The 23,631-nt window shown below is 57.1% G+C and carries 25 protein-coding genes; 13 read left to right on the forward strand and 12 right to left on the reverse strand.

Annotation, left to right across the window (positions count from 1 at the left end; translation table 11 throughout):
* Positions 1–24: 24 nt before the first annotated feature.
* Together ACRZ9X_RS13615 and ACRZ9X_RS13620 are read left to right on the forward strand one after the other, a co-directional pair.
* On the forward strand, positions 25–1,125 hold the full coding sequence (locus ACRZ9X_RS13615) for an alpha/beta hydrolase (RefSeq protein ID WP_480519720.1): 1,101 nt from the start codon (positions 25–27) through the stop codon (positions 1,123–1,125).
* Complete coding sequence (locus ACRZ9X_RS13620; protein WP_480519722.1) at positions 1,122–2,342, forward strand: MFS transporter; 1,221 nt, start codon at positions 1,122–1,124, stop codon at positions 2,340–2,342. Before ACRZ9X_RS13615 ends, ACRZ9X_RS13620 begins: the two co-directional genes overlap by 4 nt.
* Here the strand turns inward: ACRZ9X_RS13620 and ACRZ9X_RS13625 are convergent.
* From ACRZ9X_RS13625 to ACRZ9X_RS13635, 3 genes are read right to left on the reverse strand one after another with little or no spacing between them, the layout of a single operon-like run.
* The gene (locus tag ACRZ9X_RS13625; RefSeq protein WP_480519724.1) at positions 2,339–2,926 is read right to left on the reverse strand and encodes a Smr/MutS family protein; all 588 of its coding nucleotides are present in this window, start codon (positions 2,924–2,926) and stop codon (positions 2,339–2,341) included. The genes ACRZ9X_RS13620 and ACRZ9X_RS13625 overlap by 4 nt on opposite strands.
* Positions 2,926–3,960 carry a murein transglycosylase A gene (mltA, locus tag ACRZ9X_RS13630; RefSeq protein WP_480519726.1) on the reverse strand — a complete coding sequence of 345 codons (1,035 nt, stop codon included), beginning with the start codon at positions 3,958–3,960 and terminating at the stop codon, positions 2,926–2,928. The genes ACRZ9X_RS13625 and mltA overlap by 1 nt, the downstream gene beginning before the upstream one ends.
* Positions 3,957–4,616 (reverse strand): Tim44/TimA family putative adaptor protein, encoded by a 660-nt coding sequence (locus tag ACRZ9X_RS13635; protein WP_480519728.1) that lies wholly within the window; start codon positions 4,614–4,616, stop codon positions 3,957–3,959. Before ACRZ9X_RS13635 ends, mltA begins: the two co-directional genes overlap by 4 nt.
* A 108-nt stretch (positions 4,617–4,724) precedes the next feature.
* Between ACRZ9X_RS13635 and ACRZ9X_RS13640 the strand changes: the two genes are divergently transcribed.
* A complete protein-coding gene (locus ACRZ9X_RS13640) occupies positions 4,725–5,225 on the forward strand; it encodes an FxsA family protein (RefSeq protein ID WP_480519730.1) in 501 nt (166 codons plus the stop codon).
* A gap of 54 nt (positions 5,226–5,279) precedes the next feature.
* Complete coding sequence (gene secB / locus ACRZ9X_RS13645) at positions 5,280–5,777, forward strand: protein-export chaperone SecB (RefSeq protein WP_480519732.1); 498 nt, start codon at positions 5,280–5,282, stop codon at positions 5,775–5,777.
* 27 nt (positions 5,778–5,804) lie between these two features.
* Here secB and dnaQ read toward each other — a convergent pair whose 3' ends face one another.
* From dnaQ to ACRZ9X_RS13665, 4 genes are read right to left on the reverse strand one after another with little or no spacing between them, the layout of a single operon-like run.
* Complete coding sequence (gene dnaQ / locus ACRZ9X_RS13650) at positions 5,805–6,527, reverse strand: DNA polymerase III subunit epsilon (protein WP_480519734.1); 723 nt, start codon at positions 6,525–6,527, stop codon at positions 5,805–5,807.
* Positions 6,520–7,113, reverse strand: coding sequence for a dephospho-CoA kinase (gene coaE, locus ACRZ9X_RS13655; protein ID WP_480519736.1), 594 nt, complete (start codon positions 7,111–7,113; stop codon positions 6,520–6,522). The genes dnaQ and coaE overlap by 8 nt, the downstream gene beginning before the upstream one ends.
* The gene (locus tag ACRZ9X_RS13660; protein WP_480519738.1) at positions 7,110–7,943 is read right to left on the reverse strand and encodes a shikimate dehydrogenase; all 834 of its coding nucleotides are present in this window, start codon (positions 7,941–7,943) and stop codon (positions 7,110–7,112) included. Before ACRZ9X_RS13660 ends, coaE begins: the two co-directional genes overlap by 4 nt.
* Positions 7,940–8,539 carry a Maf family protein gene (locus ACRZ9X_RS13665; protein ID WP_480519740.1) on the reverse strand — a complete coding sequence of 200 codons (600 nt, stop codon included), beginning with the start codon at positions 8,537–8,539 and terminating at the stop codon, positions 7,940–7,942. The genes ACRZ9X_RS13660 and ACRZ9X_RS13665 overlap by 4 nt, the downstream gene beginning before the upstream one ends.
* 405 nt (positions 8,540–8,944) lie before the next feature.
* Between ACRZ9X_RS13665 and ACRZ9X_RS13670 the strand changes: the two genes are divergently transcribed.
* The 7 genes from ACRZ9X_RS13670 (at position 8,945) to ACRZ9X_RS13700 (ending at position 16,314) form a co-directional block, all read left to right on the forward strand.
* Entirely contained in the window at positions 8,945–9,394 is a 450-nt protein-coding gene (locus ACRZ9X_RS13670; RefSeq protein WP_480519742.1) for a CopD family protein, read from the forward strand.
* 125 nt (positions 9,395–9,519) lie between these two features.
* Positions 9,520–10,791 carry a transcription termination factor Rho gene (rho, locus tag ACRZ9X_RS13675; protein ID WP_480519744.1) on the forward strand — a complete coding sequence of 424 codons (1,272 nt, stop codon included), beginning with the start codon at positions 9,520–9,522 and terminating at the stop codon, positions 10,789–10,791.
* A gap of 34 nt (positions 10,792–10,825) precedes the next feature.
* Positions 10,826–12,112 carry a tRNA uridine-5-carboxymethylaminomethyl(34) synthesis GTPase MnmE gene (gene mnmE / locus ACRZ9X_RS13680; protein ID WP_480519746.1) on the forward strand — a complete coding sequence of 429 codons (1,287 nt, stop codon included), beginning with the start codon at positions 10,826–10,828 and terminating at the stop codon, positions 12,110–12,112.
* A gap of 12 nt (positions 12,113–12,124) precedes the next feature.
* Positions 12,125–13,993: a tRNA uridine-5-carboxymethylaminomethyl(34) synthesis enzyme MnmG gene (gene mnmG, locus ACRZ9X_RS13685; RefSeq protein ID WP_480519747.1), complete on the forward strand. Its 1,869-nt coding sequence runs from the start codon at positions 12,125–12,127 to the stop codon at positions 13,991–13,993.
* Positions 13,990–14,604, forward strand: a complete 615-nt coding sequence (gene rsmG, locus ACRZ9X_RS13690; RefSeq protein WP_480519748.1) for a 16S rRNA (guanine(527)-N(7))-methyltransferase RsmG — start codon at positions 13,990–13,992, stop codon at positions 14,602–14,604. The genes mnmG and rsmG overlap by 4 nt, the downstream gene beginning before the upstream one ends.
* Positions 14,597–15,400: a ParA family protein gene (locus tag ACRZ9X_RS13695; RefSeq protein ID WP_480519749.1), complete on the forward strand. Its 804-nt coding sequence runs from the start codon at positions 14,597–14,599 to the stop codon at positions 15,398–15,400. The genes rsmG and ACRZ9X_RS13695 overlap by 8 nt, the downstream gene beginning before the upstream one ends.
* Positions 15,401–15,420: 20 nt before the next feature.
* Positions 15,421–16,314 (forward strand): ParB/RepB/Spo0J family partition protein, encoded by an 894-nt coding sequence (locus ACRZ9X_RS13700; RefSeq protein WP_480519751.1) that lies wholly within the window; start codon positions 15,421–15,423, stop codon positions 16,312–16,314.
* Here the strand turns inward: ACRZ9X_RS13700 and ACRZ9X_RS13705 are convergent.
* Genes ACRZ9X_RS13705 through rph form a run of 4 tightly spaced genes read right to left on the reverse strand, consistent with a single transcriptional unit; the run spans position 16,304 to position 19,129 of the window.
* Complete coding sequence (locus ACRZ9X_RS13705; RefSeq protein WP_480519753.1) at positions 16,304–16,657, reverse strand: YbaN family protein; 354 nt, start codon at positions 16,655–16,657, stop codon at positions 16,304–16,306. The two genes, ACRZ9X_RS13700 and ACRZ9X_RS13705, sit on opposite strands and share 11 nt — an antisense overlap.
* A gap of 3 nt (positions 16,658–16,660) precedes the next feature.
* The gene (gene hemW / locus ACRZ9X_RS13710) at positions 16,661–17,815 is read right to left on the reverse strand and encodes a radical SAM family heme chaperone HemW (RefSeq protein ID WP_480519755.1); all 1,155 of its coding nucleotides are present in this window, start codon (positions 17,813–17,815) and stop codon (positions 16,661–16,663) included.
* Positions 17,805–18,419, reverse strand: a complete 615-nt coding sequence (gene rdgB, locus ACRZ9X_RS13715) for an RdgB/HAM1 family non-canonical purine NTP pyrophosphatase (protein ID WP_480519757.1) — start codon at positions 18,417–18,419, stop codon at positions 17,805–17,807. The genes hemW and rdgB overlap by 11 nt, the downstream gene beginning before the upstream one ends.
* Positions 18,416–19,129, reverse strand: coding sequence for a ribonuclease PH (rph, locus tag ACRZ9X_RS13720; protein ID WP_480498089.1), 714 nt, complete (start codon positions 19,127–19,129; stop codon positions 18,416–18,418). The genes rdgB and rph overlap by 4 nt, the downstream gene beginning before the upstream one ends.
* A gap of 112 nt (positions 19,130–19,241) precedes the next feature.
* On the opposite strand from rph, the gene hrcA reads away from it, so the two are divergent.
* Positions 19,242–20,306, forward strand: a complete 1,065-nt coding sequence (gene hrcA, locus ACRZ9X_RS13725; RefSeq protein ID WP_480519759.1) for a heat-inducible transcriptional repressor HrcA — start codon at positions 19,242–19,244, stop codon at positions 20,304–20,306.
* Between the two features lie 10 nt (positions 20,307–20,316).
* On the forward strand, positions 20,317–20,880 hold the full coding sequence (locus ACRZ9X_RS13730; protein WP_480519761.1) for a nucleotide exchange factor GrpE: 564 nt from the start codon (positions 20,317–20,319) through the stop codon (positions 20,878–20,880).
* A 58-nt stretch (positions 20,881–20,938) separates the two neighbouring features.
* On the opposite strand, the gene mutS is transcribed toward ACRZ9X_RS13730, so the two are convergent.
* A complete protein-coding gene (gene mutS / locus ACRZ9X_RS13735; protein ID WP_480520105.1) occupies positions 20,939–23,551 on the reverse strand; it encodes a DNA mismatch repair protein MutS in 2,613 nt (870 codons plus the stop codon).
* Between the last annotated feature and the right edge of the window lie 80 nt (positions 23,552–23,631).

Consider the following 23,631-nt stretch of genomic DNA (forward strand, 5'->3'; position numbering starts at 1 on the left):
GCAATAGCTATCCGAGGTCCGCCCGTGCTGCGCCAATTTATCGTTTTGATTGCATTCCTGTCTTTGACCTCATGTACGGACAGGACAATTACCGAAACCGTGCCCTCGGCGCTGGAGGTTGGCACGCCAGTCAAGGTCTTTGCCAGCACGACGCGCGCCCGAGAGGCAGACGGCTCCTACGGCTTTCGCCGCGCCGATAGCCTGAAATTTCTGGATACAACAGTCTCGATCCCTCCAAGCCATACGCCCGGAACGCTCAAGTTTTCATATGCAAACCCGGATCCCAACAAGGAATTCGTGCTGGTCGACACAACAGAACTGGACAGTTCGCGGGATTTGCAGAAACACCTGCGCGGACAGGACGAGGTGACGATATTCGTGCATGGGTATAATTCGACCCAGACCGAGACCATTTTTCGCGCGGCGCAACTGTCCCACGACATTGGTCTTCCGGGCAGCATTCTGGTCTATTCCTGGCCAAGCCGCGCCACGGGCTTCGGCTATGCCTATGATCTGGACAGCATGCTGTTTGCCCGCGACGGGCTGGAAGAGACCATACGCGACCTGAAATCCATGGGCGTAAAACGCGTGATCTTGGTCGCGCACAGTATGGGAAGCGCCCTGTCAATGGAGATGATGCGCCAGGCCGAATTGCAAGAGCCTAACTGGCCGAACCGAAACATCGAGGGAGTTATACTGATCTCTCCCGATCTGGATGTGGATCTGTTCCGGTCGCAAATGGAACGGATCGACAATCCTCCTGATCCCTTCGTCGTGATGGTGTCGCAGAAGGATAAAATCCTGAACATTTCGGCCCGCCTGCGCGGCACGGCTGAAGGCGAACGTCTGGGCAACATCAGCTCGATCGAGTCGCTGTCCGAATTTCCGATCAACGTGATCGACACAACCGCCTTCAACAGCGATGCACAATCGTCTCACTTCGTCGCCGCCACTTCTCCTGCGTTGCTGACCATTCTGAATTCGGTTCGCCGGGTGTCGTCCACATTCGGACCGGACGGACCGCCCGGGATCGATATTCTGGTTCCCAGGAGTCAGCGCAACGTTGATGGCGCGACCGAAATTGTGCTGAGCGAAACTGGTGAGACCAAAGTGATCACTCCGTGATCCAACGCGGGCCTGTTCGCTACCTGCGGGACAACGCACGGTGGCTTGGTGCAGGTGTGCTTTTGACCTTTTTATCCAGCTTCGGACAGACGTTTTTCATCTCGATCTTCTCGGGCGAGATTCGCACTGCTTTCGGGTTGAGCCATGGTGCCTGGGGTGGGTTGTATTCGCTGGGCACCACCGTCTCGGCCATTGTCATGATCTGGGCTGGCAGCCTGACCGATATTTTTCGCGTGCGGGTTCTGGGGCCTGTAGTGCTAACCGGGCTGGCATTTGCCGCCCTTGCCATGGCGCTGAACAACTGGCTGGTTCTTCTGCCCCTCGTGGTCTTTTTTCTGCGCCTGTTCGGGCAGGGCATGAGCACCCATCTGGCGCTGGTTGCAATGGCGCGCTGGTTTACCGCCACGCGGGGCAAAGCGTTGTCAATCGCATCAGCAGGGTTTTCGGTTGGCGAGGCGTTGCTGCCGGTTCTGTTTGTCGCCGCAATGGTCTATCTGGACTGGCGCTGGCTTTGGGTAATCTCAGCCGGTGTCACCATACTTGGCATTCCCTTACTGCATAGCCTTCTACGGAACGAACGCACGCCCCAAAGCCTGTCCAGCGAATACGCAGCCGAAGGAATGCAGGGTCGCCATTGGACCCGCACCGAGGCGCTGTGCCATCCACTGTTCTGGTTCATGGCCCCCACGCTGCTGGGACCATCGGCTTTTATTACAGCGTTTTTCTTTCATCAGGTTCATCTGACCGAGGTCAAAGGCTGGCAACACATAGAGTTGGTGGCCCTTTTTCCGGTTTACACCGGCGTTTCCCTGCTTGCGATGTTCGCGACGGGATGGGCGCTGGACAAATGGGGGACCGTGCGCCTGATCCCGTACTATCAATTACCCATGGCGTTGGGATTTGTGATCCTCTCTGCCTCAGGATCGATCATCGATGCCACCATAGCACTGATCTTTTTGGCGTTTACAGTCGGAGCAAACAGCACCTTGCCCAGCGCATTCTGGGCCGAATTCTACGGCACCCGGCATATCGGCGCGATCAAAGCCATGGCCACAGCGGTTATGGTGCTCGGTTCGGCCATCGGACCCGGTATGACCGGGGTTCTGGTCGATCATGGGGTTGCGCTGGACCAACAATTCCGGTGGATCGGGGTCTATTTTGTACTGGTGTGCGTTCTGGCAAAAACCGGCATTACCCGCGCCGCGCGCACGCTTTAACGGCTGCGACGCAGATAAACGTAATAAGCCCCGTCACCGCCATGGCTGATATGCGCAGGGGTCACCTGCAGCACCGCCTGCGCCAATGGCGGTATGGACAGCCAATGCGGCACCTGGTTGCGCAATACGCCGCGCGGGGTCGGGATGGGGCCGGGCTCGTCCCGATCCTTACCTTTGCCCGTCACCACAAGAACCAGTCTCTTGCCAGAGGCTTGTGCCGTCAGAATGAAACGCACCAATGCAGGATGCGCGGTATCCACGCGCATCCCATGCAGATCCAGCTTGCCCTCGGGCTTCAGCTTGCCACGTTTCAGGCGACCAAACGCCTTGCGATCCATCTGAACAGGTTTCGCATGCAGACTTTCCGTAATCGACGGTTTCAACGCATTGCGTGCGGGTTTAGCGGGCGCTATTTGGCCAATTTCGAAATCTTCGAGTCTAACTTTGGGCGTTTTGATCGGTTTCGGCTTGGGCAACGTGGTGGGATGCACTGTCGGGGGAAGTTCGGGATGCAGGCGTTCAGCTTGTTTGGCGACCTTGCGCCACAGCTCGATCTCGTCAGAAGTCAGCTTGCGGCGAGTCATCAGAATTCATCCGGCAACAGGGCATAGGCCCGCTGAATGGGAAGCAAAACCACCATCCGACCCGGATCCTTCAAGCGACCAGCTGCCTGGCCCGCTTGGTCTCCGGTTCCGAAAAAGATATCCGCGCGTTGCGCGCCCTTGATGGCCGAGCCAGTATCCTGCGCGATCATCAATCGCCGCAGCGGGTTTTTTCCGTCTTTCTCAACCCAAACCGGGGCGCCCAAAGGTGTATAGACCGGATCTGCCGCAATACTGCGCATCGTGGTGACAGACCGGTTCATCGCGCCCAACGGACCAAGCTCAGGCGCAACGCGGGTGACTTCGCGAAAGAACACGTAAGAAGGGTTGTGGAGCAGCAACTCGGCCCCGGCCTCGGGATTCTTTCGCACCCATGCCTGTATCATCTGCGCGCTGACCTGATGCGCGCCCAGCGCGCCGCGCCGGATTAGCTCGGCCCCGATCGAGCGGTACGGATGCCCGTTTGCCCCGCCATATCCAACTCTCAGCGCACCTCCGTCCGGCAGACGCACGCGGCCCGAGCCTTGAATTTGCAGAAAGAACAACTCAACCGGGTCATCGACCCAAGCGATCTCCAACCCGCGATCGGACATGGCACCGCTGGTCAGAATGTCACGGCGGCTCAGCCATTGGTCCACACCTCGGGCTTCAGGCGGCATCTTGTAGATGGGATATCTGAAGCGGGCGGATCGTGTGCGTGACCCATCCAACTCAGGTTCGAAATAACCAGTGAAAAGAGCATCTTTGCCGTCTTCGACCAGAACAGGGCGAAAGAACAACTCAAAAAACGCACGCGCAGCATCGGCTTCATAGGTGCGCGCGACGCCGCATAACGCGCGCCAATCCGGATCATCCAGATCGCCACACGTGTTCAGAAAAACCGAAAGGGCCGCCCCGTGGTCATCGGCGGCCCAGCCATCAAGGTCATCAAAAGACAGGATGGATCGCGTTGCCTCGGCACTGGCGGCGGTGGTCATGACGGCCACCAGACAAAGCGACCGAAGCGCTGCAATCATGCGTCCGTAGCAACAAGCAGCCAGTTCGGATCGTCCGAGCCCATGACACGGGCAAAAGTCCAGCTGTCCTTTTGGCGTTTGACCGTGTTGGGATTGCCTTCGATGATATCGCCGCCGCGATCCCGCACGACCGAGGTCAGCTCGCCGATGAACTTCATGGTAATCTCGGCTTCATTGCTGTCCTTGTCGAACCTGACATCCGAAAGCGTCGTTTCGCGCACCCCAACGAATTCCGCCTCGATCGTCAGGCCCTGGTCTTCTCGAGCGGCGACAACCGACACGAATGTGTCAAACACCTCTTCCGACAGGAAAGGCTGGATTTCATCCAGATTTCCTTTTTCGAACCCCATCACGATCAGTTCATAAGCCCCGCGCGCGCCCTGCACAAATTCGCTGACGGAAAACGCGGGCTCAATCCGCTTCATCGCGGCCAGGGTTTGCGCCTGTTCGCTGTCTTCTTGGACATGATCAGTGATATCGTGATCCGGCCCACCTTCGATCACTTCGAAATCACGGCGCGACTTGTGTGCCTCCGGCTGTTGCTGCAGCGGTGGTTTTTCAAAACCTTCACGCGTACCCAGCACGCTTTTCAGGCGCAGGATCAGGAAGATGGCAATTCCGGCCAGCACCAGAAGCTGGATCAGGGGTGAGTTCATTTCGTCCTCATTTCAGAACCCGGGCTTTGTATACGCAGCCCTCTGCCACTATGTAGGTGACAGTTCGGGCCAAGTCCACAGCCCGACACATGCTAAAGGTTAACGCAAATGTATCTGTTCTTGGCTTTTTTATTGGTTCCGATCATCGAAATCGCCCTGTTCATCCAGGTTGGCGGCCTGATCGGACTGTGGCCGACCCTTGCGATCGTGGTTCTGACGGCCGTTTTGGGCACCGTATTGGTCCGGACACAAGGTCGCATGGCACTTGCCAACCTGCAACGCTCGTTCGCTGAGCTGGATGACCCGACCGAGCCGCTGGCCCATGGCGCCATGATCCTGTTATCGGGCGTCCTGCTGCTGACACCGGGATTTTTCACGGATGCCGTTGGTTTCGCATTGCTAATTCCCGGCATTCGGGTCGCTGTGTTCCGGTACCTCAAGTCCAAGGCAACGATCACGCATTTCCAGATGGGCACCGGCGCACAGTTCCGCACAGGCCCACAGCCGTTCTCGGAAGATGATGTGATCGACGGTGAATTTACCGAGGTCCGGCCCCGCCAGGACCCGTCAAAGCCATCGAAATGGGTAGAAGGCCCGCACCGGCATTGAGGTGCCCCGCCCAACTTGCTAAGCAATGGCGGATTTTAGTTTCGGAGTAGTTCCATGGCCGAAGAAGACGCCAAAGAAAACACCGCGGCCCAGGCCGCCCCGCAAATCCAGATGCGCGTTCTGGGACAGTTCATCCGCGATCTGTCTTTTGAGAACGTGATGGCCCAGAAGGGTGTGTCGGGCGATGTGCAGCCCGAGATCAACGTACAGGTCAATCTGGATGCGAAAAAGCGCCCGGCTGATCATCAGTTCGAAGTATCGATCAAACTGAACCTCAAGTCCAAAGCCAAGGGCATGGAGGATGTTCTGTTCCTGTGCGAGATCGACTATTGCGGTCTGTTCCACGTGGAAGGGGTCGCCGATGATCAGCTGCACCCGTTCCTGATGATCGAATGCCCGCGGATGCTGTTCCCGTTCCTGCGTCGCATTGTCAGCGATGTGACGCGCGATGGTGGCTATCCGCCTGTGAATCTGGACAATATCGACTTTGTCGGCCTGTATCGAAACGAGCTGATGCGCCGTCAGGCAGAAGCGCAAAAAGCCGAAGCCTAAACATTTTGACCCGCGCCGGAGCCAATCTCAGGCGCGGGTCCACAGGGCGGTTTCGCCCAAACCTTCGACAAATTTTTTGTGTGCCGCGCGTTCCTCTTCCGTGATGCGGGAAGGCAAAGCAGTCGGACGCGCCCCGGGACGCCATTCCTCTCCGCCACCGGCGCCGGATGTCCCCGCCGTCGACAAACCGAAATCCGGCTGGCGGCCACCAATCAACTCCAGATAAACTTCGGCCAGAATTTCCGAGTCGAGCAACGCCCCGTGCAACACGCGGTTCGAGTTGTCGATATTGAATCGCCGGCACAACGCATCCAGAGAGGCCGGAGAGCCGGGGAATCGCTTGCGCGCGATTGCCAGCGTGTCCAGCGCCTGCTCCATCGGGATTAGCGGCAAACCCATCCAACCCAGCTCAGCGTTCAAAAACTTCATGTCGAACGAAGCGTTGTGGATCACCAGCCGGGAATCTTTCACAAAGTCGCGAAATCCCTGACCCACCTTGGCAAAGACCGGCTTATCCTTCAGCGTCACTTCGCCCTTTTCCGGTGGGCGCGGAGAGTCCAGCAGATCGGGGCCAATGCCATGCACGCCAAACGCCTCTTCGGGCATTGAGCGCTGCGGATTGATATAGACGTGATAAGTCTCACCCGTGGCCACATGGTTCCACAGCTCGACCGCGCCGATCTCGACGATCCGGTCACCGCTTTCGGGATCGAACCCCGTGGTTTCGGTATCCAGTACGATCTCACGCATCAGCCATCCTCGCCCGTATCTGCCTGATCACATCCTGCACCTGGCTGCGGGCGTGGTCCAGAGTGTCTGTCACAATGATGAAATCCGATCGTGCGCATTTGTCGTCATTCGGCATCTGCTTAGCCCTGATCTGTTCGAACTGCGCCTCGGTCATCGTTCCACGCGTCATCACCCGGCGCTTTTGCTCAGCCGGCGGGATCGAAACACAAGCAACCGCATCCATTGCAACATCTCCACCGGTTTCAAACAGCAGGGGAATATCAAAGACCAGAATATCGGCAGATGCCTTATCTCTAAAGGCGGCGCGGTCCACACCAACCAACGGGTGCACAATCGCCTCGATTTGTTTCAACGCGGCGGCATCTTCTGCGATGATCTGTTTCAGCGCCTCCCGGCTGACCGCCCCGTCCGTGACAGCGGCAGGGAAGGCTGCACGCATCGGCTCAACAGCTGCGCCCCCGGTCGAATAAAGCCGATGGACTGCCGCATCAGCGTCCCAAACGGCGCAACCTTCATCCGCAAACATCTGCGCGGTGGTGCTTTTGCCCATTCCGATCGATCCGGTCAGACCCAGTGCAAAGCTCATGCCAAAACAGCCGCACGCAGATCGTCCGTCACTTCGGGGCGCACACCAAACCAGCGTTCAAACCCGGGCACCGCCTGATGCAGCAACATGCCAAGCCCATCTACGGTGGTGCAGCCCGCCTCATCCGCGGCGCATAACAGATGGGTCTTGAGCGGAACATAGACCAGATCAGTGACCACTGTGCCGGGCTGCAAACCGTCAAGCGGCACCCGCAGTTCCGGCTGACCCTGCATCCCGAGCGAACTTGTATTGACGACCAGCTCGGCCTCGTCGATCACATTTCCTGCCTGAACCCAATCGACCACCGAGATCGTGGGACCAAATTCCTCACTCAGATGCTCGGCACGGCTGCGAGTGCGGTTGGTCAGCTTGATCTCCGGCACGCCTGCCTCGACCAGAGCTTGCAAAACCGCCCGTGCTGCGCCGCCTGCACCAAAAACAACCGCTGGCCCATCGCCCGGACGCCAATCCGGCGCGCCGCTGAGAAGGTTTTCCATGAATCCGTAGCCATCCGTGTTGTCGGCGTGGATCGAACCGTCGGGCTGAAACACCAGCGTATTGGCCGCGCCGATCAGTTTAGCCCGGTCGGTCGCCTGATCCGCAAGCTGTAAGGCAGCCACTTTGTGCGGCACGGTAACATTGGTGCCGACAAATCCGGCCTTTGGTAGGATCTTCAGAACACTCGCCAGATCGTCAGGGGCCACGTCCATCGGGACATAGTGGCCCGCCAGTCCGTAGGTTTTCAACCAATGGCCGTGCAACTGCGGCGATTTCGAATGTGCCACCGGATGCCCGATGACCCCGGCCAAAGGAATTTTTGCCTTGTTCATTGATCGATCACCCCTTTGACCGCCAGAAAATTCAACAGCTCCAACAGGGGCATACCCAAAACGTTAAAATAGTCACCGTCAATGGTGGCGAACAGGCGCACGCCCTCTTCCTCAAGCTTGTACGCCCCGACGGCGTGGCGGATACTGCCCCAGTTGCGGTCTATATAAGCGCGCAGATAAGCATCCGAACTTGCCCGCATCCGCAATCGCACCTGACCGACATGACGCCAGATCGGCTCGGCATTCTGATAGATCACCGCCGCCGACAACAGCATATGACGCTTGCCGCGCATGGTTTTCAACTGGGTCAGAGCGTCCTCGGGGCTTTGAGGCTTCGACAGCAATTGCCCGTCGAAATCCAACACCTGATCGCAACCCAGAACCATCGCGCCCGGATTCTTGTCGCTGACTTTGCGGGCCTTCATATCGGCCAATGTATCAGCAATGTCACGCGGACTGGCACCTTCGGCCAGAAGCGCGCGCTTGGCGGTATCCTCATCCACGCGAGCGGTCTGGGCCGTGAACGGCACGCCCGCGTTCTGCAAAAGCTGCGACCGGATGGACGACCCCGAGGCCAGGATGATGGGGACAGACATGTGGAAAACCTGCTGAGCAATTGGTGAAAGCGTCAGGGATGGTTTGTATGGTTTTCCGGTTGACACGCAAGCCCGGCATTTTCGTGAAAATCTCAGCCGAGTCGCTCAGGGATTGTCCAATCTGGGTAAGGATAACTTGGGCCAAAGGGATAACATGGATATCCAGACTTACCCCATGACTTATCCCCAAGATCAATCTAATTGATATCATATAAGGCTTTGAAATTTAAAAAATAAAATGAAAATCAACAGAGCCTTACGATGTCATAACAAACCCTGTCCACCTGGGGAAAAACCATGGGTAACAAAGTAATCCACCGATTTGAACGACCCTACAAAACCATCATCCTTTTTCTTTTCTATTTTTTTTATTAGGGAATGTCGTAAGCAATCCCCGGAGCCCAAATGACTGATCTTCTCTTCACGTTATACCCCTGGGTGAAATCACTGCATATCATGGCTGTAATCTCATGGATGGCTGGTCTGTTTTATTTGCCTAGATTGTTCGTGTACCACGTCGAAAAAGCGCAAGCGGTCGATGGGGCAGAACAGATTTTCTTTGAAATGGAAGAAAAGCTGCTGCGGGTGATTATGCGTCCTGCGATGATTGTGTCTTGGGGTTGTGGTCTTGTCATGGTTTTCACACCGGGCATCATTGGCTGGGATTGGAGCTGGCCCTGGGTCAAGGGCGCAGCCGTGATCGCCATGACCTGGTTCCATCACTGGCTGATGGCGCGGCGTAAAGATTTCCTTGAGGGACAAAATAAGCTCACTGGACGGCAGTATCGCATGATGAACGAGGTTCCGACCGTTTTGATGGTTGCCATCGTCCTGGCGGTCATTCTGAAGTTCTGAGGGCCTGTTTGACTCCGAAGCGCTGGCCGCTTATGTAATTCGCAACACGCCCGTCCGGGCGGCGTATCTTCCGTATTGAAATTCCACTCCGTGCCGCGACCATTGCGGCCAAGGATCGTATCATCATGTCCACTGAATCTCTGAATCTGGCCGACCTGAAGGCCAAAAGCCCCAAAGACCTTCTGGCCATGGCCGAAGAACTGGAAATCGAAAACGCCTCGACCATGCGGAAGGGCGAGATGATGTTCCAGATTCTCCGTGAACGTGCGGATGAAGGCTGGACCGTCGGCGGCGATGGCGTGCTTGAGGTGCTGCAGGATGGTTTTGGCTTTCTGCGCTCGCCCGAGGCGAACTATCTTCCGGGTCCCGATGACATCTATGTGTCACCTGACATGATCCGCCAGCATTCGTTGCGCACCGGGGATACGGTCGAAGGTGAAATCAAAGCGCCCGACGATAACGAGCGTTACTTTGCCTTGACCAAGGTCACGAAGATCAACTTCGAGAACCCCGAAAAAGCCAAACACAAGATCTTGTTCGACAACCTGACGCCGCTTTACCCCGAAGAGCGGCTGAAGATGGAGATCGAAGATCCGACGATCAAGGACAAGTCGGCTCGGGTGATCGACCTGGTCGCGCCGATTGGTAAAGGCCAGCGTTCGCTGATTGTTGCCCCGCCGCGCACGGGTAAGACGGTGATCCTGCAGAACATCGCGCATTCCATCGAGCAAAACCACCCGGAATGCTACCTGATTGTCCTGCTGATCGATGAACGTCCCGAAGAAGTGACTGACATGCAGCGCTCGGTGAAGGGCGAGGTTGTCTCCTCAACCTTTGACGAACCCGCGACCCGCCACGTGGCCGTGTCCGAGATGGTGATCGAAAAAGCCAAGCGTCTGGTCGAGCATAAACGAGATGTTGTTATTCTTCTCGATTCGATCACAAGACTTGGTAGGGCGTTTAACACTGTCGTCCCATCTTCGGGTAAAGTTCTGACCGGTGGTGTGGACGCCAACGCCCTGCAACGGCCGAAACGCTTCTTCGGTGCGGCGCGGAATATCGAAGAGGGCGGTTCCTTGACCATCATCGCGACCGCGCTGATCGATACCGGCAGCCGGATGGACGAAGTGATCTTTGAAGAGTTCAAAGGTACCGGCAACTCGGAAATCGTTCTGGATCGTAAGATTGCAGACAAGCGCGTGTTCCCTGCGATCGATATTCTCAAGTCCGGCACCCGGAAAGAGGACCTGCTGGTCGACAAGGGCGATCTGGCCAAGACCTTTGTTCTGCGCCGCATCCTCAACCCGATGGGCACGACGGACGCGATCGAATTCCTGCTTTCGAAGCTGAAGCAGACGAAATCGAACGGGGATTTCTTCGACTCGATGAATACCTGACACCATCAGGTCTTAACGAACGCGAGGCCTTCGAATGGACACGATATTCGCCTTGGCCAGCGCACAAGGTAAAGCAGGGGTGGCGGTGATCCGTCTCTCGGGTGCGTTGGCACATTCTGCTGCAGCGGACTTGACCCGAGGTGCTCTGCCGTCGCGCGGGATGAAAGTCCGAACTCTTTTTGCGCCTGACGGGTCACGGCTGGATGAAGGGCTGGTCCTGACCTTCCAAGCCCCGGCCAGTTTCACCGGAGAAGATGTTGCCGAGTTACAAATACACGGAAGCACGGCATCGGTGAGCGCAGTCATGCAATGCTTGTCTGACACTGAAGGACTGCGTTTGGCCGAACCGGGTGAATTCACACGTCGGGCCCTGGAAAACGGCAAGATGGATCTGACGCAAGTCGAAGGGCTTGCCGATCTTATCGACGCAGAAACCGAAGCCCAACGAAAACAAGCGCAAACGATACTGGCCGGAGAATTGGGCGGTTTGGCTGAGAGCTGGCGACGAGACCTGATCCGCGCTGCATCTTTGTTGGAAGCAGTTATAGATTTCGCCGATGAGGAGGTTCCGACGGACGTAACACCCGAGGTAAATCTACTGATCTCGGGCGTTATTGCAGATCTGCAGCGTGAAGCGCGCGGGGTTCAGATTGCCGAACGTATCCGCACGGGGTTTGAAGTTGCCATTGTGGGATTGCCTAATGCAGGTAAATCAACTTTGCTGAATGCACTGGCGGGACGAGAGGCTGCGATTACCTCGGAATACGCTGGAACAACACGAGATGTCATTGAAGTTCGAATGGACCTCGCGGGTCTGCCTGTGACGTTGCTGGATACCGCCGGCTTGCGGGAAACTGAGGACCATATTGAATCGCTGGGAGTTGAGTTGGCCCGCAAACGCGCCGAATCGGCTGATTTGCGTGTTTTCCTATCCGAAGATCCAGCTGTTTTGGGTGTTGCGCCGCGCCCGGGCGATATTCAGGTGTTACCGAAATCGGATTTGCGCGATGAATGCAACACCGGCGTATCCGGAAAAACTGGCGAAGGTTTGGATCGTCTCGTCCACAATATATCGCGGGTTTTGTCAAAACGCTCTACAAGCCATGGTATCGCGACTCGAGAACGCCATCGTGTGGCGCTGAATTCAGCTAAAGATTCATTGAATGCGGCTGTCGCTGTACTGGAATCGGGACCCGAGCTATATGATATTGCGGCAGAAGAAATCCGCACTGCCATTCGTGCACTTGAAACATTGGTCGGCCGGATCGGTGTGGAAGATTTGCTGGATGAGATTTTCTCGAGCTTTTGCCTCGGTAAGTAAGGAGTGTTTCACGTGAAACATTCAAGTTTTGATGTCGTGGTCATTGGTGCGGGTCATGCCGGGGCTGAAGCTGCACATGCATCGGCCCGAATGGGTGCGTCTACAGCTTTGGTGACACTGTCCGAAACGGATATTGGTGTTATGTCCTGTAACCCCGCAATCGGCGGTTTGGGAAAAGGACATTTGGTTCGCGAAATCGATGCCATGGATGGCGTTATGGGGCGCGTTGCCGATCAGGCAGGGATCCAGTTTCGCCTTTTGAACAGGCGAAAAGGACCAGCTGTGCAAGGACCGCGGACCCAGGCGGATCGAAGCTTGTACCGCGCCGCTATGCAGAGAGAGACAGCCCAAAGGCCAAACCTTGACGTTGTGGTTGGTGAAGTTGTCGATTTTTTAATGAACGGGATCCATGTTGCGGGTGTTGTTCTGGCTGACGGGTCTGAAGTGCACGCGAAAGCTGTCATATTGACATCAGGCACCTTTCTACGCGGCGTTATTCACATCGGAGACGTATCACACCCAGGTGGCCGAATGGGGGATCAACCGTCTGTTAAACTGGCGGAGCGGCTGGATGCTTTGGATCTTCCTCTGGGGCGATTAAAAACAGGTACTCCGCCACGGCTGGATGGCCGGACAATTGACTGGTCCGGACTGGAAAGCCAGAAAGGCGACGAGGATCCGACATTGTTTTCGTTTCTTTCAAAATCTGTCGTCGCGCCACAGATATCGTGTGGAATCACGCATACAAATCTCCGAACACATGAAATTATCGAGAAAAACCTGTCCCGATCCGCGATGTATGGTGGGCATATCGATGGGGTCGGCCCGAGGTACTGCCCGTCGATCGAGGACAAAATTGTTCGGTTTTCCGAGAAAGATTCGCACCAAATCTTCTTGGAACCCGAAGGGATCAATGATCACACGATATATCCAAACGGGATATCGACGTCCCTGCCGCAGGACGTGCAGCTTGACTACGTCAGATCAATTAAAGGCTTGGAAAAAGCCAATATTTTGCAGCCGGGGTATGCGATTGAATATGACTATATTGATCCACGGGTCCTGACGTCTTCTTTGGCATTGCCGCAAATTCAAGGCCTCTTCCTTGCAGGTCAGATAAATGGAACTACGGGGTATGAGGAAGCTGCAGCACAGGGCCTCGTTGCGGGTTTGAACGCAGCTCAGTTCTGTTTTGATCGCGAGCCGGTGCATTTTTCACGTTCTTCGTCCTATATCGGTGTTATGATTGACGACCTGACGACGCGCGGAGTTGCTGAGCCGTACCGAATGTTCACATCTCGAGCGGAGTTCCGGTTGTCGCTGCGCGCAGACAATGCAGACCAGCGATTGACACCGGTTGGTATTGATTTGGGATGCGTCGGTGAAGAAAGAAGCTGTCGTTTTAACGATAAAATGGACATGTTAACTGCGGCGAAGCAGAGGCTCACTGATAAAACCTACACTCCGAAAGAGGTAAACGCGGCTGGCATTGCAGTGAATCAGGACGGCAATCGTAGGGATGGCATGGCGATCCTCGCTTTTCCGGATGTTGGTTTTGGTGATTTGATACCGCTGATTCCTGAGTTGGAAACAGTCGAAGCTGAAATTCGCCTACAGGTGGAGCGTGACGCACTTTATTCAAATTACATTGAACGGCAAAAACGAGATGTAGAGGCGATGAAGCGCGACGAACATCACGAAATTCCGCATGATTTTGACTATATTTCTTTGGAAGGCTTGTCATCAGAAGTTAAGCAAAAGCTGTCATCCGCGCGACCAGAGAACATGTCTCAGGCAAGTCGGGTAGAGGGCGTGACGCCTGCTGCATTGGCGTTGCTTTTGGCAAAGCTGCGACGTGATCAGAGGGTTCGCAGAGTATGAACGACAATCTGATCGAGGCTTTGAATGTTTCACGTGAAACATTTGAGCGCCTCAGCACCTATGTCGATCTCGTCAGGCGATGGAATCCGAAGATTAACCTTGTTTCAAAAAATAGCCTTTCGGAAATCTGGGTTCGGCATATCCAGGATTCCATTCAGGTTTTTGATTGCGCGGGACCCTTTGATACATGGTGTGACCTCGGCAGTGGTGGCGGATTTCCGGGGCTTGTGTGCGCAATTCTGGCGGCGGAACACGCGCCGGCTTCGCATTTTAAGCTGGTAGAAAGCGATCAACGCAAGTCTGCGTTCCTGCGGACGGCGGCTCGGGAATGCGATGTAAATTGTCATGTGATTTCAAAACGGATCGAACTGATTGAGCCGCTGAATGCAGATATCTTGTCCGCACGCGCATTGGCCGATCTTCGGGCACTTTTGTCTTTTTGTGACAGGCATTTAAGCGGAGCTGGGACGGCTCTGTTGCCGAAAGGCGCACAGTGGAAAAAAGAGATCGAAGATGCCCGGGAAGAATGGAAATTTGATGCTGAGCCAATTACAAGTCTAACGGAACCCAAGGCCGTTATCCTTAAGATTAAAGGAGTTTCTCGTGGTTGACCTGTCTCGTCCATCCGGGCCGCGAATTATTGCCGTCGCAAATCAGAAGGGTGGAGTTGGGAAAACGACAACAGCGATCAATCTTGCGGCTGGATTGGCTGAATCGGGATGCAAGGTACTTGTCGTTGATCTGGACCCGCAAGGAAATGCCTCGACCGGGCTAGGGGTCGAAGACCGGGATTGGACGGCCTATGATCTAATATTGGACGACGCCCCTTTGGAGGCTGTGGTTCAGGAGACTGAAATTGACGGGCTGTTTGTGGTTCCCGCGACCGTGGACCTGAGTTCGGCAGATATCGAACTGATCTCGAACGAAAAGCGCAGCTACTTGCTTCATGATGCCCTGCGGCAGACTGCAATCGACAAATTTGACCTGGATTTCGTTTTGATTGATTGCCCGCCGTCACTTAACCTTCTGACCGTTAATGCAATGGTGGCCGCACATTCTGTGCTGGTTCCCCTGCAAAGCGAGTTCTTTGCTTTGGAAGGATTGTCGCAATTGATGCTCACCATTCGCGAGGTACGTCAGACAGCAAACCCGGACCTCAGAATCGAAGGTGTTGTGTTGACCATGTATGACAACCGCAACAACTTGTCCCGTCAGGTTGAAAAAGACGCACGTGACAATCTGGGTGAGATGGTATTTAAAACAAAGATACCCAGAAATGTGCGGGTCAGCGAGGCGCCTTCTTATGCGTTGCCTGTGCTCCAATATGACTCCGGGTCTCTCGGCGCGATGGCGTATCGGCATCTGGCCCGCGAGGTTATGCACAAGAATAACAAAGTCGCCGTTTAAGCGACCGTCAGGAGAGCATGATGAACGTCAGGAAAAGCAAATCCCGAGGGTTGGGTCGAGGATTGTCTGCGTTGATGGCCGATGTGACACCTGAGGCCGATGGTCGGATCACATCCGAGCCGCGTCGCCCTGATCTAAAGGTGCCAATAGAAAAGCTGCAGGCGAACCCGGATCAGCCGCGCCGCAGATTTGCGCAGGAACAGCTGGATGAGCTTGCGGCGTCGGTCAAGGAAAAGGGGATCATTCAGCCTTTGATCGTGCGCAGTATCGCGGGCGGACAATATGAAATCGTTGCAGGTGAACGCCGTTGGCGCGCCGCTCAAATGGCGCAACTGCATGAAATCCCAGTCATTGTGCGCGAATTCGATGACACCGAAGTGCTGGAAGTCGCGATCATCGAAAACATCCAGCGTGCTGACTTGAACGCGGTGGAAGAGGCGGCTGGTTTCAAGCAGTTGATGGATCGCTTTGGGCATACGCAAGAGAAGTTGGCCGAGGCGCTGGGCAAAAGCCGCAGTCACATCGCCAATTTGCTGCGTCTGTTGTCCTTGCCGATGGATGTGCAGACGCTGGTGATCGAAGGCAAGCTGTCGGCTGGGCATGCGCGCGCCTTGATCACGGCTGAAAATCCGTCGGAATTGGCGAAACAAGTGGTTCGGGACGGTCTTTCGGTGCGCGCGACCGAAGCGTTGGTCAAAAAACAACAAAGCGGTCCGGATAGATCCGCGCCAAAATCCAGAAATCTGAATGCCGGGAAGGACGCGGATACGCGTGCGCTTGAAAAAGACCTGTCGGCCATCCTGGCTATGAAGGTCACGATCAATCACAAGCCCGGATCGGAATCAGGGCAGGTTGTTCTGGCCTATGAAAACCTTGATCAGCTGGATGATCTTTGCGCCAAGCTCAGCCGTTAGGACGTGTCCAGATAAAGATCATCACCGCTCCAAGCGTCACCGCCTGAATGATCAGAACAAACAGCGGTACGGAAATCAGAATCGAAATTCCAAAGACAGCGGCGACCGACAAGGTGGCCGCTTTTTTTGCAGCAGGTCGGATAGCGCCCGAGTTCTGCCAGTCAACAATCAGCGGCCCGAAGGTTCGATGGGTCAGCAACCAAGTGTGCAGTCTTGACGATGACCGGGCAAAGAAAAATGCGGCCAAAAGCAGAAAGGGAACAGTCGGCAGTAAAGGCAATACGATACCGATCATCGCAAGAGCGACGCAGAGCAAACCCAATCCGGCCCATAGATATTGCATCATCTATCCCAACAATTCCCGGATCACGGCGTTCAGCACCGCACGTCCATTTCTAGTAGCTCTGAGTCGATTGCTCTGGAACTTGACCATCCCTAGATCAGTCAGCGTTTCCAGTTGATTTTGTGGTAGTGGATCGCCTGCGAGCGTTTCAAATCGATCTACATTTATGCCTTCTGATAAACGCATACACATCATAAGGTATTCAACGGCCTGATCCTGATGTGCCAGCTCGGTACGGTTGCTCTCACCCGACCCGGATGTTGCGGCACTCAGCCATTGCGTCGGTGACAGGTGTGTCTCGGTCGCGTATTTGCGTCCGCTCAGGGTCAGGCGTCCGTGCGCGCCAGGGCCGATCCCGATGTAATCACCATAGCGCCAATAGATCAGATTGTGCTGCGACTCTGCGCCGGGCCGGGCGTGGTTCGAGACCTCATAGGCGGGCAGGCCATGGGCGTCGCAGATCTCTTGTGTGACCAGATACATCTCGGCGGCGCTGTCATCTTCGGGCAGGCCGCGCAGTTTCCCGACGGCATAACGGTCACCGAAGGCGGTGCCGTCCTCAATGGTCAATTGGTACAGAGACAAGTGATCGACAGCCATCGACAGGGCCTCGGTCAGTTCCATGCGCCAGGCGTCCAGCGTCTGGTGTTGGCGGGCATAGATCAGGTCAAAGCTGACCCGGTCGAAGCAGTCCCGCGCGATGTCAAAAGCGGCGCCGGCCTCGGCGACGGTATGGATGCGGCCCAGACGACGCAGGTCGTCATCGTTCAGTGCCTGCACGCCCATTGAAATCCGGTTCACACCCGCGTCGCGATAGGCGGTGAAGCGCCCGGCCTCGACCGAACCGGGATTGGCTTCGAGCGTGATTTCCATGTCGTTGGCCGGGCGCCAGAGCGCGCGGGCTTCGTCGATCACGGCGGCGACGGTGTCCGGGTCCATCAGGGATGGCGTGCCGCCACCGAAGAAGATCGTGTTCAGGACCCGGTCGGGCGTTTCTGCGGCAGAGCGGCGCAGCTCACTCAGATATGCTGCAAGCCATTGTTTTTGGTTGATATTTCTGGAAACATGGCTGTTGAAATCGCAATAGGGGCATTTGGCCTCGCAAAACGGCCAGTGCACATACAGGCCAAAGCCCCCGTTGCGCCAATCATCCGCCAAAGCAGCCTTTCACGAACATCTCCACCGCGCGGCCGCGATGGCTGATCTTGTTCTTTTCCCAGCGATCCATTTCCGCAAAGGTAATGTCGTGGCCCTCGGGGACAAACATCGGGTCATAGCCAAAGCCGCCTTCGCCCCGGATCGGCCAGACCAGATGGCCGGGGGCGATGCCCTCGAACACTTCGTCATGACCGTCGGGCCAGGCCAGCACCAGCGTGCTGCGGAATTGCGCGGTGCGTGGATGGGGCGCATTCTTCGCCTCAAGCTCAGTATGCGCGCGGGTCATCGCCATCAGGAAATCGCGGCCATTGCCGGTTTCGGCCCAGTCGGCGGTGTAGACACCGGGTGCACCGTCCAGCGCGTCGATGGTGATACCGGAATCGTCTGACAGGGCGGGCAAGCCGGTCGCCTGCGCGGCGGCGTGAGCCTTGATCCGGGCGTTGCCGACAAAGGTATCCTCGGTTTCTTCCGGTTCAGGCAGGTTCATGTCGCCCGCGCCCACCACGGTTACGCCAAAGGGTTCCAGAAGGTGCGCGACCTCTTCCAGCTTGCCCTTGTTATGCGTGGCGACCAACAGGCGGTCGCCTTCGAACTTGCGAGTCATGCGGTGGCGGCCTTTTGGGCGGCGGCCAATTCGCCAACGCCTTTCTCGGCTAGATCCATCAGCTGATCCATCTGCGCGCGGCTAAAGACGGAGCCCTCGGCGCTCATCTGCACTTCGATCAGTTTGCCCGAGCCTGTCATGATAAAGTTGCCATCCACGCCGGCCTCGCTGTCTTCAGGATAGTCGAGGTCCAGCACGGGCTGACCCGCGTATATGCCACAGGAAACAGCCGCCACCGGATCGACTAGCGGATCGCTGATCACATCACCGGCTTTCATCAGCTTGTTCACCGCCAGTCGCAGCGCCACCCAGCCCCCGGTGATCGAGGCGCAGCGGGTGCCGCCATCGGCTTGGATCACATCGCAGTCGACGGTGATCTGACGTTCTCCCAACGCGACGCGATCCACCCCGGCCCGCAGGGCGCGACCGATCAGGCGTTGGATTTCGACCGTGCGACCGCCTTGCTTGCCCGAGGCAGCCTCACGCCGCATCCGGGTATTGGTCGCACGGGGCAGCATGCCGTATTCTGCCGTGACCCAACCCAGGCCCGAGCCCTTGATGAATGGCGGCACGCGATCTTCGATCGTGGCGGTGCACAGCACATGGGTGTCGCCCATCTTGATCAGGCAGGATCCTTCGGCATGTTTGGTGAAACCTGTTTCGATGGAAACAGCGCGCATTTCGTCTAGATTACGTCCTGAGGGTCGCATGGGCATTCCTTTGTCTGTTGACTTGGGGATACCGCCCCGCAGCGCTACGATGCAACCCCGATTGACCTTTCATTTTCCTGCGATTTAATGGCGATCCAGCAGAGGGCCGCAGATGAGCGAAGCAAGCAAGATTCTGGACGAGATGAACGACCGGTCGCGCGAGGTGTTCCGGCTGATCGTCGAAAGCTATCTGGACAGTGGTGAACCGGTGGGCAGCCGCACTCTGACACGCACCCTGTCCGAAAAGGTCAGCGCCGCGACCGTTCGCAACGTGATGCAGGACCTCGAATTTCTGGGCCTGCTGGATAGTCCTCATGTCAGCGCAGGCCGGATTCCGACGCAGCAGGGATTGCGCATGTTCGTGGACGGATTGCTTGAAATGGGCGATCTCGGCGCGGATGATCGGAAGAAACTGGACGAGACATTAGGCTCTAACGCAGGCGATGTGGGGGGAATGCTGGACCGCGTGGGGTCAGCCTTGTCGCACGTGACACAAGGCGCGTCGCTGGTGCTGACCCCCAAGCATGAGGCCGAGATCAAGCATATCGAATTCGTCTCGCTGGGGCATGATCGTGCTTTGGTGGTGTTGGTGTTCTCGGACGGGCATGTGGAAAACCGGTTGTTTACGCCGCCGCCGGGGCAGACGCCCAGTTCCATGCGCGAGGCCGCAAATTTTCTGAATGCCCTGATCGAAGGCCGCACGATCAGCGAAGTGCGTCGTCAGATGCTATCGCAGATCGACGCACGGAAGCAGGAAATCGATGTTCTGGCGCGCGAGATGGTGGAAAGCGGGATGGCGGCCTGGGACGGGGACGGCAGCGACTCGGCCCGGTTGATCGTGCGCGGGCGGGCGAATCTGTTGAACGAACCGGGTCAGGCAGAAGAGCTGGACCGTATTCGCACCCTGTTTGACGATCTGGAACGCAAACGTGATATTGCCGAATTCCTCGAATTGACCGAAGAAGGCGAGGGTGTGCGCATTTTTATCGGCTCTGAGAACAAACTTTTCTCACTTTCGGGTTCCTCTTTGGTGGTGTCTCCATATATGAACGCTGATCGTAGGATAATCGGTGCGGTCGGGGTCATCGGACCCACACGTCTGAATTATGGACGGATCGTGCCGATCGTGGATTATACGGCGCAACTGGTCGGCAAGCTGATATCCGACCGGAGCTAGAGGGTAAGAGATGGCAGAGCCCAAGAACGAAGAATTTCTGGACGATATCATGTCCGCCGAAGCGGAAGAACTGGCGGAGGAATTTGCTGAGATCAGCGACAAGGCGCTGGAGATCGATGCGCTGCGGGCAGAGCGGGACGAGTTCAAGGACCGGTTCATGCGCGCGCTGGCGGACGCAGAAAATGCGCGCAAGCGCGGTGACAAGGCGCGTCGGGATGCAGAGCAGTATGGTGGGTCGAAACTGGCACGCGACATGCTGCCGGTTTACGACAACATGAAGCGTGCGCTTGAGGCCGCAACCGATGAGCAGAAAGAGGTTGCTGCCGGTCTGTTGGAAGGTGTTGAGCTGACCATGCGGGCGCTGAAAGATGTGTTTCAAAAGCATGGGATCGAGGTGATTACACCACAGGTTGGGGATCGGTTCGATCCGAACGTGCATGAGGCGATGTTTGAAGCACCGGTACCGGGGACCCGTGCGGGGGATATCATTCAGGTGTCTGCGGAAGGGTTCATGTTGCATGACCGGTTGTTGCGTCCGGCGCAGGTTGGGGTGTCGTCGACACCTGCGAGTTGATTGGCCTCTGCGAGGCCAAGCCTTCGGCGAGAGTATTTTTGAAAAGATGAAGAGGCGGTCAGGACTTGGCCGCCTCTTTCAGTTTGTAGATCAGGTCGAGTGCTTCGCGGGGGCTGAGTTCGTCAGGCAGGATGTCGTTCAGCATATCCGCGACGGGTGAGGCTTTGGGTGCGGGCGGCGGTGGTGGCGCGACTGAGAACAGGGGCAGGTCGTCGATCAGGGCTTTTTGCTTGCCGCCCTCGCGTTCCGTTTTTTCTAACTGTTCAAGGACGGTTCGGGCGCGATCAACCACCGAGGCTGGGAGGCCCGCCAGTTGTGCGACCTGTACGCCGTAAGACCGGTCGGCGGCGCCTTTGTGGACTTCGTGCAGGAAGATGACCTCACCTTCCCATTCCTTGACGGCGACGGTTGCGTTATCGACGCCTGTCAGCTTTCCCGCCAGCGCTGTGAGTTCGTGGTAATGCGTGGCAAAGAGCGCGCGACATTGGTTGGCGGTGTGCAGGTGTTCCAGCGTGGCCCATGCGATGGAGAGGCCGTCATAGGTGGCGGTGCCGCGTCCGATTTCATCAAGGATCACAAGCGCGCGGTCGTCGGCCTGATTGAGGATGGCGGCGGTTTCCACCATTTCGACCATAAAGGTCGAGCGGCCCCGTGCCAGATCATCTGACGCGCCGACGCGGCTGAACAGCTGGCTGATGACGCCGATATGGGCCTGTTCGGCGGGGACATAGCTGCCCATTTGCGCCAACAAAGCGATCAGCGCGTTCTGGCGCAGGAAGGTGGATTTACCGGCCATGTTGGGGCCGGTTAGCAGCCAGATGGCAGGTCTGTCTTCCGCGCTCAAGTCGCAATCATTCGCGACGAACGCGTCGCCGCTTTGCTGACGCAGGGCATTTTCGACCACCGGATGGCGGCCCCCGCGAATATCGAAGGCGCGAGAGGTATCGACTTGCGGGCGGCACCAGTTTTCTCCGCGTGCCAGATCGGCCAGCGCTGTGGTCAAATCCAGTTCAGCGAGGCCTCGGGCGGCCAGGTTGAGGCGCGCGGCTTGGGTCAGAATTTCGCTTGATAACTTTTGATAGAGCCTTTTTTCGATCTCAAGTGCCAGATTTCCGGCATTCAGGATGCGGGTTTCGATCTCGGACAGTTCGACCGTTGTGAACCGCACCTGGTTGGCGGTGGTCTGGCGATGGATATAGGTTTCAGAGAACGGCGGGTTCAGCATTTTCTCGGCATGGGTGGCCGTGGTTTCGATGAAGTAACCCAGCACGTTGTTGTGCTTGATCTTCAGCGAGGTGATGCCGGTATGGTCCGCGTATTTCTGCTGAAACCCGGCGATGACAGATCGGCCTTCGTCGCGCAGGGTACGAGCCTCGTCCAGTTCGGCGTCGAAGCCCGGTGCAATGAAACCACCGTCGCGGGCCAGCAAAGGGGGCTCGGCAACCAAAGCTTCATCCAGCAGGGTTAACAGGTCGTCGAACCCGACGAGGTTCTGCAGTGCGATGGTTAGCAGGCGGGGCAAGTCCTGCTCTTCACAAATTCCGGCAATCGCGGAGGCTTGGGTCAGGCCGTTGCGGATCGCGGCCAGATCGCGGGGGCCGCCGCGGTCCAGAGATAACCGCGACAGGGCGCGGTCCAGATCGGGGGTTTTACGTAGCGCTTCGCGCAGGTCCGAGGCGATCAGGCTGTCCTCAACCGCAAAGCTGACCGCGTCCAGCCGCGAATGGATCACGTCCAGATTGCGTGAAGGGCTGGACAGGCGTTGTTCCAGCAGGCGCGCGCCGCCCGGTGTCACGGTTCGATCTACCACCGACAGAAGCGATCCCGCGCGGCCCCCGGACAGGGACCGGGTCAGTTCCAGATTGCGGCGGGTGGCAGCGTCAATCTGCACCACGCGGTCTTCGGCTTCCTTCAAAGGCGTTTGCAGCAGCGGCAGTTTGCCCTTTTGCGTGATCTCAAGATAGTCGATCAGCGCGCCCATGGCCGACACTTCGGCGCGGGTGAACGCGCCAAAGGCGTCCAGAGCGCCGACGTTGAACCGCGCGCAGATGCGCTTTTCTGCCGCGGTGCTGTCAAAGCTGGCCCGCGCGATGGGGGTCAGCGAAATCCCCAGATCGCGCGCCGGGTCCTGCAGGTCCTGCTGGGATCCATCGGCCACAATCAACTCGGACGGGGCCAGTCGGGCCAGCTCGGGGCTGAGCCGCGCGCCTGTCAGCGGCATGACGTGAAACGCACCGGTCGAGATATCGGCCCAGGCCAAAGCGGCCTCGTCCCGGACTGCCGAGTAGGTGGCGAGAAAGTTGTGACGGCGGGCCTCAAGCAGCGCATCCTCGGTCAGCGTGCCGGGCGTCACCAGGCGCACGACATCGCGTTTTACAACCGATTTAGAGCCTCTTTTCTTCGCCTCAGCCGGGCTTTCCATCTGTTCGCACACCGCCACGCGAAAGCCTTTGCGGATCAGGGTCAACAGATAGCCTTCGGCGGCGTGAACTGGCACGCCGCACATGGGAATGTCTGTGCCATTGTGCTTGCCGCGCTTGGTCAGGGCGATGTCCAGCGCCTCGGAGGCGTTGACGGCATCGTCGAAAAACATCTCGTAGAAATCACCCATGCGGTAGAACAGCAGGGCGTCGGCATGGGCCTCCTTGATTTCGAGATACTGCGCCATCATTGGCGTGACTGTGGACAAGGCTGTTCCCTTCTGGCGAATTCCGGGCGACCTTACAAACCCGACCCTTGCTGCGAAAGGCG

The sequence above is a fragment of the Ruegeria sp. AL1 genome (genome assembly GCF_056540905.1).